Raw genomic sequence first — 15572 nt, 5'->3', positions numbered from 1 at the left:
CGTCCCGGCCTGCTGATCGTCGCGGACAAGGGATACGTGTCCGCGGAGCTGGACCGGTGGCTGGCAGAGCGTGGGGTCCGATTGCTCAGACCGTCGTACCGCAACCGGGCCCCACGCCCGGACGAGCACTTACTGAAACCGATCCGGCAGCTCATCGAGTCCGTCAACGACACGTTGAAGGGCCAACTCGACCTCGAACTACACGGCGGACGCAGCATCGAAGGCGTCACCGCACGCGTCGCGCAACGCCTCCTCGCGATGACCGCCGCGATCTGGCATAACCGGACCACCGGCCAACCCGTGACCAGGTCCCTGATCGCCTACGACCACTGACCAGACTTCGGACTTACTCGTCTAGCGGCAGTCGTCACCCGGAAAGGCCCGTCGCCCAGGCGGCGGGCCTTTCCGCGACCCTCGCTGGTCCCGCCGCAGCGATCCCACCTACCACCGCTGCGCCTGTCGCCCCTCCCCCAGGCGCGTCCTTTGCTCTGCTTCAACTGACGCAACACCGGTTGTCCGACTATCGGACGTGCGGTGTTGCGTGGAGTGAAGCAGAGCAAAGGACGCGCGTGAGGAGGCTGGCCCGGGCCGGAGTCGTCGCCAGCGACCGGATTCAGGCGGGCGGCTCAGGACGCCGGCGTCACCGAGCGGCCCACGGTCGCCGGGGGCCCCGCCGCCGTGGCCGTGCTCGCCTCGACGGCGCGGATGTGCCGGTAGGCGAACCAGAGCGGTGGGAACGCCCCGACCGCGAAGGACAGGTCGACCAGCGTCCAGAACCAGGGGATGTCCCGGATCGGGCCGCAGATCAGTGCCAACGGGACGATCCCCGCGCAGGCGATCATGCCGAACTGCACCACCCAGACGTTGCGCACCGGGTCACGCAGCGGCCCCCAGAACGCCACCGCCAGCACCAGGTGGGCGAAGGCCAGCCAGTCGGTGCCGTAGAGCAGGAACGGGTAGTCCCGGTCCGCGGTCACGAGTCCCGTGTGGACCCGATCGATCCAGCCGACCAGCGCCGGGAACTGACCGGCGAGCGGGTCCAGCGCGCGCAGCAACCAGCGCACCTCGATCTCCAGCGGAAACGCGGTGACGCCGCTCAGGAACAGGCCGATCAGCACGATCCACAGCCAGCGACGGGTACGCCGCAACCGCTCCTCGTTGTCCATGATCGCAGCGTAACGATGATCTTCGTGACGGCCGGTCCCGGATTCGGTGACCGCAGTCTCAGTGCCTCGTCCTCCGGTCGGCGCGACGGTTGTCCGCCGCGCCGACCGGACGATCTCAGCGGACGGCGAGCGGCTGCGCGGCCGGGCCGACCGGTGCCGGCAGCGCGCCGACACCGCCCAGGTAGCCGTGGATCGCGGCGGCCACCGCGCGCCCCTCGGCGATGGCCCAGACGATCAGCGAGGCGCCCCGGTGCATGTCCCCGGCGACGAACACGCCGTCGGCGTCGGTCTGCCAGTCGTCCCGGGCGTCGATCGCGCCCCGGGGGTTGCGGGCCACCCCGAACTGCTCCAGCAGCGGCTGCTGCTCGGTGCCCTCGAAGCCGATCGCCAGCAGCACCAGGTCGGCGGGCAGCTCCCGTTCGGAACCCGGCACAGCGGTGACGACCCGTCGGCCGTCGACCTTCTCCACCGTCACCTCGGCGATCCGCACCGCACGCACCTGACCGGTGCCGTCGTCCACGAACTCCTGCACCGCGACGGCGAAGACGCGCTCGCCGCCCTCCTCGTGCGCCGGGTAACTGCGCAGGAGCCACGGCCACGTGGGCCACGGGTCCCGCGCCTCGTCGCGCTCCTGCGGCGGCTGCGGGTACAGGTCGAGCTGGTGTACGCCCGCAGCGCCCTGCCGGTGCGCGACGCCGAGGCAGTCGGCAGCCGTGTCGCCGCCACCGATGATCACGACGTGCTTGCCGGCCGCGTCGATCGGGGTGCCGTCGGGCAGCACCGCCCGGGCCAGCCGGCGCTCGTCGGTGGGCACCACGCCGGCCTCGTCGATGGCCGCGGTGGCGACCGCCCGATTCGCCGCGACCAGGTGCGCCATCGCCTGGTGTACGCCCCGAAGCGCCCGCCCCGGGGTCTCCGGAGTGTCCCGGCCCTGCAACGCCCCACAGGCCAGCAGCACCGCGTCGTGCTCGGCGCGCAACTGCTCGGCGGTGATGTCGACACCGACGTTCACGCCCGTGCGGAACTGCACCCCCTCGGCGGTGAGCTGCGCCAACCGGGCGTCGATGTGCCGCTTCTCCAACTTGAAGTCGGGGATGCCGTACCGGAGCAGGCCGCCGATCGCGTCGTCACGCTCGTACACCGTCACGGCGTGACCGGCGCGGGCGAGCTGCTGGGCGGCGGCGAGACCGGCGGGCCCGGAGCCGACCACGGCCACCGAGCGGCCCGACGGCGACGGAACCGCGCGGGGGGTGAACCCGCGCGCCGCCGCGGCGTCGGCGATCTCCACCTCGACCTGCTTGATCGTCACCGGCTGACCGCCGGCGATGCCGAGGACGCACGCCGCCTCGCAGGGTGCCGGGCAGAGTCGGCCGGTGAACTCCGGGAAGTTGTTGGTGGCGTGCAGGGACTCCACGGCGGCGTCCCAGTTGCCGGTCCGCACCAGGTCGTTCCAGTCCGGGATGCGGTTGCCCAGCGGGCAGCCGTCGTGGCAGAACGGGATGCCGCAGTCCATGCAGCGGGTGGCCTGCTCGCGGACCAGCTCCTCGCCGGCCGGCGGGTAGACCTCGCGCCAGTCGCTGATCCGCACCGGCACCGGGCGGCGGGCCGGCAACCGCCGGTCGTAGCGCAGGAAACCGTTCGGGTCAGGCACGAGCCACCTCCTGGGCCGCCACCCGCGGAGCGGGCGGCACCGGCATCTCCGGCACAGCCGGCGCGGCCAGTTCTTTCATGACCGCGTCGTCGACGTCGTGGCCGGCGGCTTCGGCGGCCTTCATGATCTCCAGCACCCGGCGGTAGTCGCGGGGCACCACGGCGGTGAACTCGGCCACCGCCTCCGGCCAGCGCTTGAGCAGCTCCTCGGCGACCGCCGAACCAGTCTCGGCGACGTGCCGCTGGACCAGCTCGTGCAGCAGCGTCTGCTCCTGCTCACGCAGCGGCGCCAGGTCGACCAGCTCCGCGTTGACCCGGGACCGGTCCAACCGGTGCACGAACGCCATTCCGCCCGACATGCCGGCGGCGAAGTTACGGCCGGTCGCGCCGAGCACCACCACGGTGCCGCCCGTCATGTACTCGCAGCCGTGGTCGCCGACGCCCTCGACGACGGCGACCGCCCCGGAGTTGCGGACCGCGAAGCGCTCCCCCACCCGGCCACGCAGGAAGACCTCGCCCGCGGTCGCGCCGTAGAGGATGGTGTTGCCCGCGATGATCTGGTCCTCCGCGCGCTGCCCCGGCTCGGCGTCGGGGTCCAGGAACGGCGCGGCGGCGTCTGGACGGACGACGATGCGCCCACCGGAGAGGCCCTTGCCCACGTAGTCGTTGGCGTCGCCGTGCAGCCGCAGGGTGACGCCCTTCGGCAGGAACGCGCCGAACGACTGGCCTGCGGTGCCGTGCAGCACGAACTCGATGGTGTCCTCGGGAAGGCCGTCGCCGCCGAAGCGGCGGGTCACCTCGCCGCCGAGCATCGCGCCGACGCTGCGGTGCTCGTTGCGCACCGCCACCTCGACCCGGACCGGCGCTCCCTCGGACAGCGCCGGGGCGGCCAGCGCGATCAGCTCGTTGTCCAGGGCGTGCTCCAGACCGTGGTCCTGGGCGCGTACCCCGCGTCGGGCGGTGCCGGCGGGCAGCTCCGGCAGGTGCAGGACGGGGGCCAGGTCGAGCCCGTGCGCCTTCCAGTGCGACACCGCCGGGGCCACGTCGAGCAGTTCGCTCTGCCCGATGGCCTCCTCGATGGACCGCAGACCCAGCTCGGCCAGGTATCCCCGGACCTCCTCGGCGAGGAACAGGAAGAAGTTCTCGACGAACTCCGGGGTGCCCGTGTACCGCTCGCGCAGCACCGGGTTCTGGGTGGCGATGCCGACCGGACAGGTGTCCAGGTGGCAGACCCGCATCATCACGCAGCCCGAGACGATCAGCGGCGCGGTCGCGAAACCGAACTCCTCCGCGCCGAGCAGCGCCGCGACCAGGACGTCCCGACCGGTCTTGAGCTGGCCGTCGACCTGCACGGTGACCCGGTCGCGCAGCTTGTTGAGCAGCAGCGTCTGCTGCGCCTCGGCCAGCCCCAACTCCCAGGGGGTGCCGGCGTGCTTGAGCGAGTTCATCGGGGACGCACCCGTGCCGCCGTCGTGACCGGAGATCAGGATGACGTCGGCCTTGAGCTTGGCCACGCCCGCGGCGACGGTGCCGACGCCCACCTCGCTGACCAGCTTGACGTGCACCCGGGCCGCCGGGTTGACGCACTTCAGGTCGTGCACGAGCTGGGCCAGGTCCTCGATGGAGTAGATGTCGTGGTGCGGCGGCGGGGAGATGAGGCCGACGCCGGGGGTGGCGTGCCGGGTACGGGCGATCCACGGCCAGACCTTGTTACCGGGAAGCTGGCCGCCCTCGCCGGGCTTCGCGCCCTGGGCCATCTTGATCTGAAGGTCGTCGGCGTTGACCAGGTATTCGCTGGTGACACCGAACCGGCCGCTGGCGATCTGCTTGACCGAGGAGCGGCGCAGCGGGTCGTGCAGCCGATCGACGTCCTCGCCGCCCTCACCGGTGTTGGACTTGCCGCCGAGGCGGTTCATCGCGATGGCGAGCGTCTCGTGCGCCTCGGCGGAGATCGAGCCGTACGACATGGCGCCGGTGGCGAACCGCTTGACGATCTCGGAGGCCGGCTCGACCTCCTCGATCGGCACCGGCGGACGGACCCCGGTGCGCAGGGTGAACAGACCCCGCAGCGAGCCGGCCTGCGCGGCGAGCCCGTCCACCTTGGACGTGTACTGGCGGAAGACGTCGTACTGCCGGCTGCGGGTGGCGTGTTGCAGCAGGAAGACCGTCTCCGGGTTGAACAGGTGCAGCTCACCCTCGCGACGCCACTGGTACTCGCCACCGACCTCCAGCCGGTCCGAGTCGGCGGTGCCGGCCGGCGGCCAGGCCAGCGCGTGCCGGGCGGCCACCTCGGTGTGCACACCGGCCAGCCCGACGCCGCCGATCCGGCTCGGAGTGCCCCGGAAGTACCTGTCGATGAGTCGACTGTCCAGGCCGACCGCCTCGAAGACCTGCGCGCCGCAGTACGACGAGACCGTCGAGATGCCCATCTTGGACATGATCTTCAGGACGCCCTTGCCGAGCGCCTTGGCGTAGTTGCGCACCGCCGCGGCCGGCTCGACCCCGGCGAGCGCACCAGTGGCGATCATGTCCTCCACGGACTCGAACGCCAGGTACGGGTTGACCGCCGCCGCGCCGTACCCGATGAGGACCGCCGCGTGGTGCACCTCCCGGCAGTCGCCGGACTCCACGATCAACGCCGCCTGCGTACGCGTCTGCTCGCGGACCAGGTGCTGGTGCACGGCGGCGGTGAGCAGCAGTGACGGGATCGGCGCGAGATCGGCGTTGGTGTCCCGGTCGGAGAGCACCAGGATGCGGACGCCGTCCTCGATGGCCTCGGAGACGTGCCGGCAGATCTCGATCAGCCGCGCCTTGATCCCCGCAGCGCCCTCCCGGACGCGGTACAGGCCGGAGACCCGGACGGCCTTGAAGCCGGGCAGGTCACCGTCCTCGTCGATGGAGAGGATCTTGGCCAGCTCGTCGTTGTCGATGATCGGGTGCGGCAGCACGATCTGCCGGCAGCTCGCCGCGTTCGGGTCGAGCAGGTTGCCCTCCGGCCCGATCGTCGACGCCAGGCTGGTCACCAGCTCCTCGCGGATGGCGTCCAGCGGCGGGTTGGTGACCTGCGCGAAGAGCTGGTGGAAGTAGTCGTAGAGCAGTCGCGGGCGGGTCGACAGCGGCGCGATCGGGGTGTCGGTGCCCATCGAGCCCAACGGCTCCGCGCCGGTACGCGCCATCGGCGCGAGCAGGATCTTCAGCTCCTCCTGCGTGTAGCCGAAGGCCTGCTGGCGACGACGTACCGAGTCGTGGGTGTAGACGGTGTGCTCGCGGGCCGGCAGGTCGTCCAGCTCGATCAGCCCGGCGTGCAGCCACTCGGCGTACGGCTCGGCGGCGGCCAACTCGGACTTGATCTCGTCGTCGTGCACGATGCGGCCGGCCACGGTGTCGACCAGGAACATCCTGCCCGGCTGGAGGCGGCCCTTGGCGACCACGTGGGCCGGGTCGAGGTCGAGTACGCCCGCCTCGGAGCCCAGCACGACGAGACCGTCGTCGGTCTGCCACCAACGCCCCGGGCGCAGCCCGTTGCGGTCCAGCACCGCGCCGACGATCTCGCCGTCGGTGAAGGCGACCGACGCCGGCCCGTCCCACGGCTCCATGAGGCTCGCGTGGAAGCGGTAGAACGCCCGCTTGTCCGGCTGCATGCCGGGGTCGTTCTCCCACGCCTCGGGGATCATCATCAGCACCGCGTGCGGCAGGCTCCGGCCCGCCAGGTGCAGCAGCTCCAGCACCTCGTCGAAGTTGGCCGAGTCGGAGGCGGCGGGGGTGCAGACCGGGAAGACCCGGCGGATGTTGCCTGGCACGTTCGGCGAGCGCAGCAGCGCCTCGCGGGCCTGCATCCAGTTCCGGTTGCCACGGATCGTGTTGATCTCGCCGTTGTGGGCGATGAACCGGTACGGGTGCGCCAGCGGCCACGACGGGAACGTGTTCGTGGAGAAGCGGGAGTGCACCAGGGCGATCGCGCTGTCGACGCGCTCGTCACGCAGGTCGGGGTAGAACGCCGGCAGCTGGTCGGGCGTGAGCATGCCCTTGTAGACCATGGTGCGGCTGGACAGCGACGGGAAGTACGCCGGTACGCCGCGCTCGGCGGTCTCCCGCTCGGCCTGCTTCCGCAGGCAGAACGCCACCCGGTCCAACTCGACGCCGCGCAGCGGGGTGCCGGCCGGCCCGGCGGGCGAGTCGGTGAGGCGGTGGGCGGCCACGAAGACCTGCCGGACCCGCGGCATGGCCGCGAGGGCGGTCTCGCCGAGCCCTTCCGGCTCGACCGGCACGTCCCGCCAGCCGAGCAGGTCCGCGCCCTCGACCAGCGCGTACTTCTCGACCACCCGACGGGCGCGGGCCTCGGCGGCGTCGTCGTCCGGGAGGAAGACCAGACCGGTGGCGTACTCGCCGGCCGGCGGCAGCGGGACGTCGGCGACCGCACGCAGGAACGCGTCCGGCACCTGGATCATGATGCCGGCGCCGTCGCCGGTGTTGGGCTCCGCGCCCCGGGCGCCACGATGGTCCAGGCGGCAGAGGGCACCGAGCCCGTTGGCCACGACGGAATGGGACCGGCGGCCGTACAGGTCAGCCACGAAGGCCACCCCGCAGGCGTCGTGCTCCTGCGCCGGGTCGTAGAGGCCCTGGGCCTCAGGGCGGGGGCCGGGCGTCGGGGACGCTTGCGGGCTGTGCGGGTGCGGCTGTGTCGAATCCGCGTACGGCTGAGCCACCGGGCCTCCTGTCGTCACTCAGGTTGGATCATGGTGGGGACGACGTCGGCCCGTGGGTCTATTGAGTCTACGTTAGGGCTAGGGTCGCAAGGCCACTCAAGATTGATCACACCGTCCAGAGTCTGGGACGTGTAGTCTCGCGCGGTGGATTCGGTGCGCAAGGACGTCTTCGACCGGTTGGAACGTTTCTACGACTCGGTGCCCCGGGACGTCGCCGGTGTCGAGGAGCATGGCTCGCTGGTGCTGTTCGTCCGTGGCGGCGCGGGTTGGCCGTTCTACGCCCGCCCCCGGATCGGCGCCACCGAGACGCCGTCGCTGGCCGACGTGACCTCGGTCCGCGAACGCCAGCGGGAGCTGGGCCTGCCGGAGGCCTTCGAGTGGGTGCACGAGACGACCCCGGAGCTGCTGGCGGTGGCCCGTTCGGCCGGTTTGTCCGTGCTGGAGGCCCCGCTGATGGTCCTCGACCCGGCCGCCCTGCCCGACCCGGCGACGCTCTCCGACGTACCCGTGCGGGTGCTGGCCGCCGACTCGCCCGACTTCGCCGCGGACGTGGCCGCCCGGCGGGCCGTGGCGGCCGTGGCCTTCGGCGTCCCCGGCACCGCGCCCGGCGAGGCCGGGCCGGCCCAACGGGACGCGGCGGTCACCGAGCTGGAACTCGCGGCACTGGACGAGGAGCGGGCCCGCATCGCCGACGGCCGACGGATCTCGGCGCTGGCCGGCACGCCGACGGAGGGCGCGCTGGCCAGCGGCATGGCGATGCGCGTGGACGACGTCGCGGAGATCGCCGGGGTGGCCACCCTGCCGGCCGCCCGACGTCGCGGGATGGGCGCCGCGCTGACCGCCACTCTCGCCCGGGAACTGCTCGCCGCCGGCACCGGGGTCGTCTTCCTCTCCGCGGGCAGCGAGGACATCGCCCGGGTCTACCTGCGGGTCGGTTTCCGCCGCATCGGCACCGCCTGCATCGCCGAACCCGCCGCCCTGATCCCCTGAACCGCGCTGAGGCCCTCGATCGCGCTGAGGCCCTCAACCGCGCTGAGGCCCTGAACCGCGCGACCGGTCAGGCCGGCGGACGCCACTGGGCGGCGGACGCGGCGGCGCTGGAGAGCAGCCGCGAGTTGATCGTGCCGAGGGCGGCGTCGCGGGCCCGCAGTGCCAACCGGCCCCGGGTCTGGAGCACCGCGGACATGCGGCGGGTCTGCCGGACCACTGTCGCCGCCCGGGGACGACGCACCCGGTCGTACGTCTGCACGGCGTCGGGCAGCCGGGCCTCGCGCAACAGTGAGGCGAGGGTGGCGGCGTCCTCGAACGCGAGACACGCGCCCTGCCCGAGGTGCGGCGGCATGGCGTGCGCCGCGTCCCCGAGCAGCACCACCCCACCCGGCCCGACTCCGAAGCCGTAGGCGCGCGGCAGCGGACGGAGTTCGCGGACCTCCTGCTGGACGAGGTCGCTCGGGTCGGTGGCGTCGAGTAGCGCGGCGATCGGCGCGGGCCAGCCGGCGTACCAGCGGCGCAGGAGAGCGAGCTGGGTCTCCGGCGGCTCCGGTCGGGGAGCGCCGGCGGCGGTGGCCACCCAGTAGATACCGCCGCGCGTGGAGCCGCCCGAGGAACCCCGCTCGCCCAACGAGGCGGCCACGAAGCGGTAGCCCGCGCCCAGCACCTCGCCGGCGATGGGCTGGTCGGCGGGTAGCCGGGGTGCCCGGTACCAGGGGATGACGGCCCGCCAGGCGGCGCAGCCGGAGCTGACCACGCCCGCCTCCGGGGCCAGTTGGCGACGGACGACGCTGTCCGTGCCGTCCGCGGCGACGACCAGGTCGGCCTCGATGGTGTGCCGCCCGTCGTTCACGCCCGGCCGTTCACCCGGATCGACGCGAACGTGGCGCACGGTCACCCCGGTGCGCAACTCGACCCGGTCACCGAGGCCGGCGATCAGGGCGTCGTGCAGGTCCTCCCGGTGCACCACCACCGGCATCCGGTCGGCCGGCGTCGGCCGGGGCTGTACGAGCCAGTGCCCGTCCGGGCGGCGTACCCCGCCGTCGGGCAACGGCGTGGCGATGGCGGCCAGACCGGCGCCGAGACCGAGGGCCTGCAACGCGCGGACACCGTTGGGCCAGAGCACCACGGCGGTCGGCTCGGGACGGACCCGCTCCGCGCGGTCCAGCAGGGTGACCTGCCACCCGGACCGGGCCAGCGCGCCGGCGACCGCGAGGCCTCCGACCCCGGCGCCGACCACCACCGCGCTTCGCATCGGTGCCGCCTCCGCTCAGCTGTCCCGGTCGGCCGGGCGCGCGCCGGTGGCGTCGGCCCGGGCCTCGTCGCGTGCCTCGGGCGTACCGTCCGTCGGCCCGTCGGCGCGGTCGCCGTCGGCGGTCTCGTCGTCGCCCGCCTCGTGGGGTGCCGCCTCGTGGGGTGCCGCCTCGTGGGGTGCCGCCTCGTCGTCGAGCGGCTCGGCGCCGTCGCGGCGTACCTCGTCGGCCGTTTCCGGCGGTGCCACACCGGTGTCCCGCCAGGTCTCGTACTGCTCCTCGCTGACCACCCGGTAACCGTCCGGGGCGGCGGCACGCGCGCTGCTCTCGTGCTCGGAGAGGTCGACCTGGGACAGATCGGACGTCGTGGGCAGCGTGGGGGTGGCCGCCGCGCCGACCGGGATCAGGAACTCCCGGGGGCCGCGGACCCGCACGAAGTAGGCCAGCGCGCCGAGGAAGACCAGGGCCGCGGTCCAGACGTTGAGCCGTACGCCGAAGATGTGGTTCGCCTCGTCGGTGCGCATCAGCTCGATCCAGAACCGGCCGGCGGTGTAGCCCATCACGTACAGCGCGAAAGCCCGGCCCCGCCCGAGCCGCAGCCGCCGGTCCAGGACGAGGACCAGCGCGACCACGCCGAGGTTCCACAGCGCCTCGTAGAGGAACGTCGGGTGGAAGAGGCCGGGTTCGAGGATCGGCTGGCCGGCGTCGTCCCGCAGCGCGTGCCCCGGGTTGTCCGGGTCCATCCGGTGGATCTCCAGGCCCCAGGGCAGCGTGGTCCGGTCACCGAACAGCTCGTTGTTGAACCAGTTGCCGAGCCGGCCGACCGCCTGGGCCAGCGGCAGCCCGGGGGCCAGCGCGTCGGCCACCACGCTCAACGGGATGCCGAGCTGCCGGGCGGCGATCCAGGCGCCGATCGCGCCGCCGGCGACGGCGCCCCAGATGCCGAGACCGCCCTCCCAGATGGCGAACGCCTTCAGCGGCTCGCCACCGGCCCCGAAGTACTTCTCCGGCGAGGTGATCACGTGGTAGATCCGGGCGCCGATGATGCCTGCGGGCACCGCCCACACGGCGATGTCGAGCACCGCGCCGGGAGCGACGCCCCGCTGGCGCATCCGGCGCTCGGTCACCCAGCAGGCCAGCACGATGCCGGCGATGATGCACAGCGCGTAGGCCCGGATCGGGACCGGCCCGAGCTGCCAGACCGCGGTGCTGGGACTGGGCAGGGCCGCCTGGGGGGACAGCGAGGCGATGGTCACGGGTGCACACGCTACCGCTGCGCACCCCTGCGGCGGCACCCCGGGCCGTCGCGCCGCGATCGGAATGACTTCTGCTTGCCTGTCGTTCCACCGCCCGATCCCGCACGGCCCCCCAACGCCGCATTCGCGCCGCCCGGGCCAGCGGCGGCCGTCGGCGGGTCGTTGGCAGCGCCGTCCCGGGGCACATCCACCAGCGAGCGACATTCCTGTGGGTCATATGAATGACTCACAGGAATGTCGCTCTTCAGTGCAAGGCGGGCCCGACGCTCATGCCGCGCGCCGCGCCAGCGGTTCAGGGCCAGTGGCGTGAGGTCAGCGGGCCGGGTTGCGGACGCCCTCGGCCAGTTCGGCGCTCAGGGCACGCAGCGCGGCCAGCCCCTCGGCCTCGGAGGACGCGTCGAGGACGCACCGGACCAGCGCGCTGCCGACGATCACTCCGTCGGCGTACCCGGCGACGGTGCTGGCCTGCGCGCCGGTGCCCACCCCCAGACCGACGCCGACGGGCAGGTCGGTGACCTCACGGACGCGGGACACGAGCGTGGGAGCGGCGTCGGAGGTACGCGCACGCGCGCCGGTCACCCCCATGACGGCCGTGGCGTAGACGAAGCCCCGGCAGTGCTCGACGGTCATCGCGAGCCGGGCGTCGGTGGACGACGGCGACACCAGGAAGGTGCGGTCCAGCCCGTGGGCCTCCGAGGCGGCCAGCCACTCGGCCGCCTCGTCGGGGATGAGGTCCGGCGTGATCAGGCCGGTGCCGCCGGCGGAGGCCAGGTCGCGGGCGAACACGTCCACGCCGTACCGCTCGACGGGGTTCCAGTAGGTCATCGTGACGACCGGCGCGCCGGTCGCCGCGACCGCCTCGATGATGCGCAGCGCGTCGGCCGTACGGACGCCGCCGGCCAGCGCGATGTCGCTGGCCTTCTGGATGACCGGGCCGTCCATCACCGGATCGGAGTACGGGATCTCCACCTCGATGACGTCGACGCCGGCCTCGACCATCGCCGTCATGGCCGCGATGCTGCCGTCGACGGTCGGGAACCCGGCCGGCATGCAGCCCACCAGCACGGCCCGTCCGTCGGCCCGGGCCTTGTCGAACGCCACCCCGATGCGGCTCATCTCAGCGCTCCTTGTCGAGGATGCCGAAGTAGTCCCCGGCGGTGTGCACGTCCTTGTCGCCCCGACCGGAGAGGTTGACCACGATGGTGGGCTCCCGGCCCAGCTCGGCGGCGAGCTTCGGGGCCAGCGTCACGGTGCCGGCGAGCGCGTGGGAGCTCTCGATCGCCGGGATGATGCCCTCGGTACGGCAGAGCAGCTCGAAGGCGGCCATCGCCTCGTCGTCGGTGACCGGCAGGTAGCTGGCCCGGCCACTGTCGTGCAGCCACGCGTGCTCGGGCCCCACGCCCGGGTAGTCCAGACCGGCGGAGATCGAGTGCGACTCCAGCGTCTGCCCGTCGGCGTCCTGCAACACGTACGTGCGGGTGCCGTGCAGCACGCCCGCCGACCCGCCGGTGATGCTGGCCGCGTGCCGACCGGTGTCGACCCCGTCCCCGCCCGCCTCGAAGCCGTACAGCCGCACGTCCTCGTCGCCGACGAAGGCGTGGAAGATCCCCAGCGCGTTGGAGCCGCCGCCGACGCAGGCGGTGACCGCGTCCGGCAGCGCGCCGGTCAGGTCGAGGCACTGCTGGCGGGCCTCGTCACCGATGCCCCGGACGAAGTCCCGCACCATCGCCGGGAACGGGTGCGGCCCGGCGGCGGTGCCGATCAGGTAGTGGGTCGCGTCGACGTTCGCCACCCAGTCACGCATCGCCTCGTTCATCGCGTCCTTGAGGGTGCGCGAGCCGGTGGTGACCGGGACGACCGTGGCGCCGAGCATCCGCATCCGGGCCACGTTGAGCGCCTGCCGCTCGGTGTCGACCTCGCCCATGTAGACCACGCACTCGAGGTCGAACAGGGCGGCGGCGGTCGCGGTGGCGACGCCGTGCTGGCCCGCCCCGGTCTCGGCGATCACCCGGGTCTTGCCCATCCGCTTGGTGAGCAGCGCCTGGCCGAGCACGTTGCGGACCTTGTGCGCGCCGGTGTGGTTGAGGTCCTCGCGCTTGAGCAGCACCCGGGCGCCGACCTTCGCGGAGAACCGTCGGGCCTCGTAGAGCAGCGACGGCGTGCCGGCGTAGTCGCGCAGCAGGGCGCCGAACTCGGCCCGGAAGGACTCGTCCGCCATCGCCGTACGCCACGCTTCGTCGAGCTCGTCGAGCGCGGCCACCAGGGCCTCGGGCACGAACCGACCGCCGAAACGGCCGAAGTGGCCGGCGGAGTCGGGCTGCGAACCGGCCACCGGGGCCAGCGCATCGGCGCTCATCGGAAATCCTCTCGGTGGGGCGTCACACCGGCGCGGTCAGCGCACCGGCCGGGGCGTCGCCGGGTGGTTGCCGGCGTTGACCAACTCGGCCACCGCCTCCCGCGGGCTCTTCTGGGTGACCAGTCCCTCGCCGACCAGGACCGCGTCCGCGCCGGCGGAGGCGTACCGGATGAGGTCGTGCGGCCCCCGCACGCCGGATTCGGCGATCTTGACGACGCTGCTCGGCAGGCCGGGCGCGATCCGCTCGAACACCGACCGGTCCACCTGAAGCGTACGCAGGTCACGGGCGTTGACCCCGATCACCTGCGCGCCGGCCTCCAGGGCCCGGTCGGCCTCCTCCTCGTCGTGGACCTCGACGAGCGCGGTCATGCCCAGCGACTCGATCCGCTCCAGGAGGCCCATCAGCACGTTCTGCTCGAGGGCGGCCACGATCAGCAGGACCAGGTCGGCGCCGTGCGCACGCGCCTCGTGCACCTGGTAGCTGGAGACCACGAAGTCCTTGCGCAGCACCGGCACGGTGACCGCGGCCCGGACGGCTGCCAGGTCGTCCAGCGAACCGCCGAACCAGCGCCCCTCGGTCAGGACGCTGATGGCCCGCGCGCCGCCCGCCGCGTAATCGACGGCGAGGTCGGCCGGATCGGCGATCTCGGCCAGCCGGCCCTTGGACGGCGAGGAGCGCTTGACCTCGGCGATGACCGCGACGCCAGGCTTACGCAACGCCGCGTACGCGTCCAGCGGCGGCGGCGCAGCCGCGGCCAGTTCACGGATCCGCTCCAACGGAACCTGCTCCTGGCGACGGGCGACGTCCTCGCGCACGCCAGCCAGGATCTCGTCGAGCACGCTTACGGACGCTGCCTGACCGGCCTCGTCCCCCTCCGCGTGCGCATGCTCAGCAGTCACCAACGGACTCCCCTCTCCGGGTGTCATGGGCCGATGCTAGGGGCAGCCGACCGAGGCCGGGAGCCGGGGGGTATGGCGCTGCTCACGAAAAGGGCTGCGGCATAATGGCCGACTTGCCGTGAACGGGATGTCACACAGCGCCACCTCCGGTATCGATCGCCGTCACACGACGAGAGCCCGGCGACTCCGGTCGACCGGGCCGACCCATCGATCATGCCACCCCTCGCGGATCGCCGCCCGTCGGAAACGACAGCGGTCGATGTTGTGAGCAAGCTCAAGGCCGAACGGCCGGTCCCAGGTCGCGGGCGTGGCGGGACAGTTGACCGGGCGGTCACCCCGGCGAAACGTCGGCCGTCGACCATCGTCCTCGGGCAGACTCGACGAAGCGCCTGCCCGACCGTCGCCGAACTCCTCGTGCGGAGTGAGCCATGAACATTGCCGAGTCGAACTCCAGCATCGGACTGACCACCATCTCCCGGACCATGGCTTCGCTCGCCGTCGGGGTGGTGCACGCCCTGGAGCGGGCCGTCGTCGGCGACGGCCGGATGCGCACGGCACGCGGCAACGCCTGGGAGGCGGTCTGCGCCGACCGGGCCCGCGCCGACCGACGCGCCGAGCTGGACCGCCTGGTGGCCGAGCTGACCGCCGCCCGCGCCGACGCCACCCGTCCGCAGCGGGATCGGCAGCCGGTCGGCTGATCAGCCGGCCGTCGGGTCCTCACCCCGGTCCAACGCGTCCCACGCCTCGGTGGTGCGCCGACCGGCCATCGGGCCCGCAGCGGTAGCCGTCGTCGGTTTACTCTCCGTGACGGTCCGCGCCGGCCGCTCGTACCGGGCGCCCATCGCCGGCCACCCGCCACCCCGCAGCGCCGTCCAACCACCGCCCAGGGCGGCGAGCAGACCGCCGACCAGGCAGAGCGCCGGCCACTGCCGGCTGACCACACCCCCGAGATCGGCCACCAGCCCGTAGGCGGCGCCGGCCGCCACCGCCAGGCCCAGAGCCCCGAGCAGCACACCCAGCAGCCGCCGTACCCGACCCCGGGTCGCCAGCACCGCGCCGCCGCCGGCCAGCGCCACCAGCGCCAACGCCGGCAGCCACGGCAGCAGGGCGGCACCGCTGCGGGCCACGCGCACCGGCGGCAACGGCGCCGGCCGCGCGGTCACCTCGACCGACCAGCCCCGGGTCGCCGCCCACAGCGCCAGGGCCGCGCCGGCAAGACACAGCAGCATCGCGTACGTCAGCTCACGCCGACCCCTCGCACTCACCGAGCCCGCCTTTCGTTCGCGACTGCGGGG

Annotated in this window: 11 protein-coding genes and 1 pseudogene; 3 read left to right on the top strand and 9 right to left on the bottom strand. The window is 73.1% G+C overall.

The annotated features are described in order from the left end of the window. Positions 1–333 (top strand): annotated as a pseudogene (locus tag ACGFH9_RS09815) (IS982 family transposase); the annotation flags it as partial. A 293-nt stretch (positions 334–626) separates the two neighbouring features. Here the strand turns inward: ACGFH9_RS09815 and ACGFH9_RS09810 are convergent. The 3 genes from ACGFH9_RS09810 to gltB form a co-directional block, all read right to left on the bottom strand. Then, positions 627–1166 (bottom strand): hypothetical protein, encoded by a 540-nt coding sequence (locus ACGFH9_RS09810; RefSeq protein ID WP_393217175.1) that lies wholly within the window; start codon positions 1164–1166, stop codon positions 627–629. A gap of 115 nt (positions 1167–1281) precedes the next feature. Then, positions 1282–2817, bottom strand: a complete 1536-nt coding sequence (locus ACGFH9_RS09805; protein ID WP_393217174.1) for a glutamate synthase subunit beta — start codon at positions 2815–2817, stop codon at positions 1282–1284. Further along, complete coding sequence (gene gltB, locus ACGFH9_RS09800; RefSeq protein WP_393217173.1) at positions 2810–7522, bottom strand: glutamate synthase large subunit; 4713 nt, start codon at positions 7520–7522, stop codon at positions 2810–2812. The genes ACGFH9_RS09805 and gltB overlap by 8 nt, the downstream gene beginning before the upstream one ends. A gap of 144 nt (positions 7523–7666) precedes the next feature. Here gltB and ACGFH9_RS09795 point away from each other — a divergent pair, with 144 nt between their 5' ends. Further along, positions 7667–8512 carry a GNAT family N-acetyltransferase gene (locus ACGFH9_RS09795; protein WP_393217172.1) on the top strand — a complete coding sequence of 282 codons (846 nt, stop codon included), beginning with the start codon at positions 7667–7669 and terminating at the stop codon, positions 8510–8512. A gap of 67 nt (positions 8513–8579) precedes the next feature. On the opposite strand, the gene ACGFH9_RS09790 is transcribed toward ACGFH9_RS09795, so the two are convergent. The 5 genes from ACGFH9_RS09790 to trpC all read right to left on the bottom strand — a co-directional run bounded on the left by ACGFH9_RS09790 (position 8580) and on the right by trpC (position 14217). Further along, positions 8580–9767, bottom strand: coding sequence for an FAD-dependent monooxygenase (locus tag ACGFH9_RS09790; RefSeq protein WP_393217171.1), 1188 nt, complete (start codon positions 9765–9767; stop codon positions 8580–8582). Between the two features lie 15 nt (positions 9768–9782). Beyond that, positions 9783–11021 carry a prolipoprotein diacylglyceryl transferase gene (lgt, locus tag ACGFH9_RS09785; protein WP_393217170.1) on the bottom strand — a complete coding sequence of 413 codons (1239 nt, stop codon included), beginning with the start codon at positions 11019–11021 and terminating at the stop codon, positions 9783–9785. A 312-nt stretch (positions 11022–11333) separates the two neighbouring features. Beyond that, positions 11334–12137 (bottom strand): tryptophan synthase subunit alpha, encoded by an 804-nt coding sequence (gene trpA / locus ACGFH9_RS09780; RefSeq protein WP_393217169.1) that lies wholly within the window; start codon positions 12135–12137, stop codon positions 11334–11336. Position 12138: 1 nt separating this feature from the next. After that, positions 12139–13377 (bottom strand): tryptophan synthase subunit beta, encoded by a 1239-nt coding sequence (gene trpB / locus ACGFH9_RS09775; protein WP_393217168.1) that lies wholly within the window; start codon positions 13375–13377, stop codon positions 12139–12141. Between the two features lie 36 nt (positions 13378–13413). Then, positions 13414–14217: an indole-3-glycerol phosphate synthase TrpC gene (trpC, locus tag ACGFH9_RS09770; RefSeq protein ID WP_039906616.1), complete on the bottom strand. Its 804-nt coding sequence runs from the start codon at positions 14215–14217 to the stop codon at positions 13414–13416. 488 nt (positions 14218–14705) lie between these two features. On the opposite strand from trpC, the gene ACGFH9_RS09765 reads away from it, so the two are divergent. Further along, positions 14706–14975, top strand: coding sequence for a hypothetical protein (locus tag ACGFH9_RS09765; RefSeq protein WP_393217167.1), 270 nt, complete (start codon positions 14706–14708; stop codon positions 14973–14975). Here ACGFH9_RS09765 and ACGFH9_RS09760 read toward each other — a convergent pair whose 3' ends face one another. After that, the gene (locus ACGFH9_RS09760) at positions 14976–15542 is read right to left on the bottom strand and encodes a Trp biosynthesis-associated membrane protein (RefSeq protein WP_393217166.1); all 567 of its coding nucleotides are present in this window, start codon (positions 15540–15542) and stop codon (positions 14976–14978) included. It abuts the gene before it with no gap. Positions 15543–15572 lie beyond the last annotated feature (30 nt).

It is taken from the genome of Micromonospora sp. NPDC049102 (assembly GCF_043197485.1).
Lineage (GTDB): Bacteria > Actinomycetota > Actinomycetes > Mycobacteriales > Micromonosporaceae > Micromonospora.
This window is presented reverse-complemented; position numbering and strand designations above follow the sequence as displayed.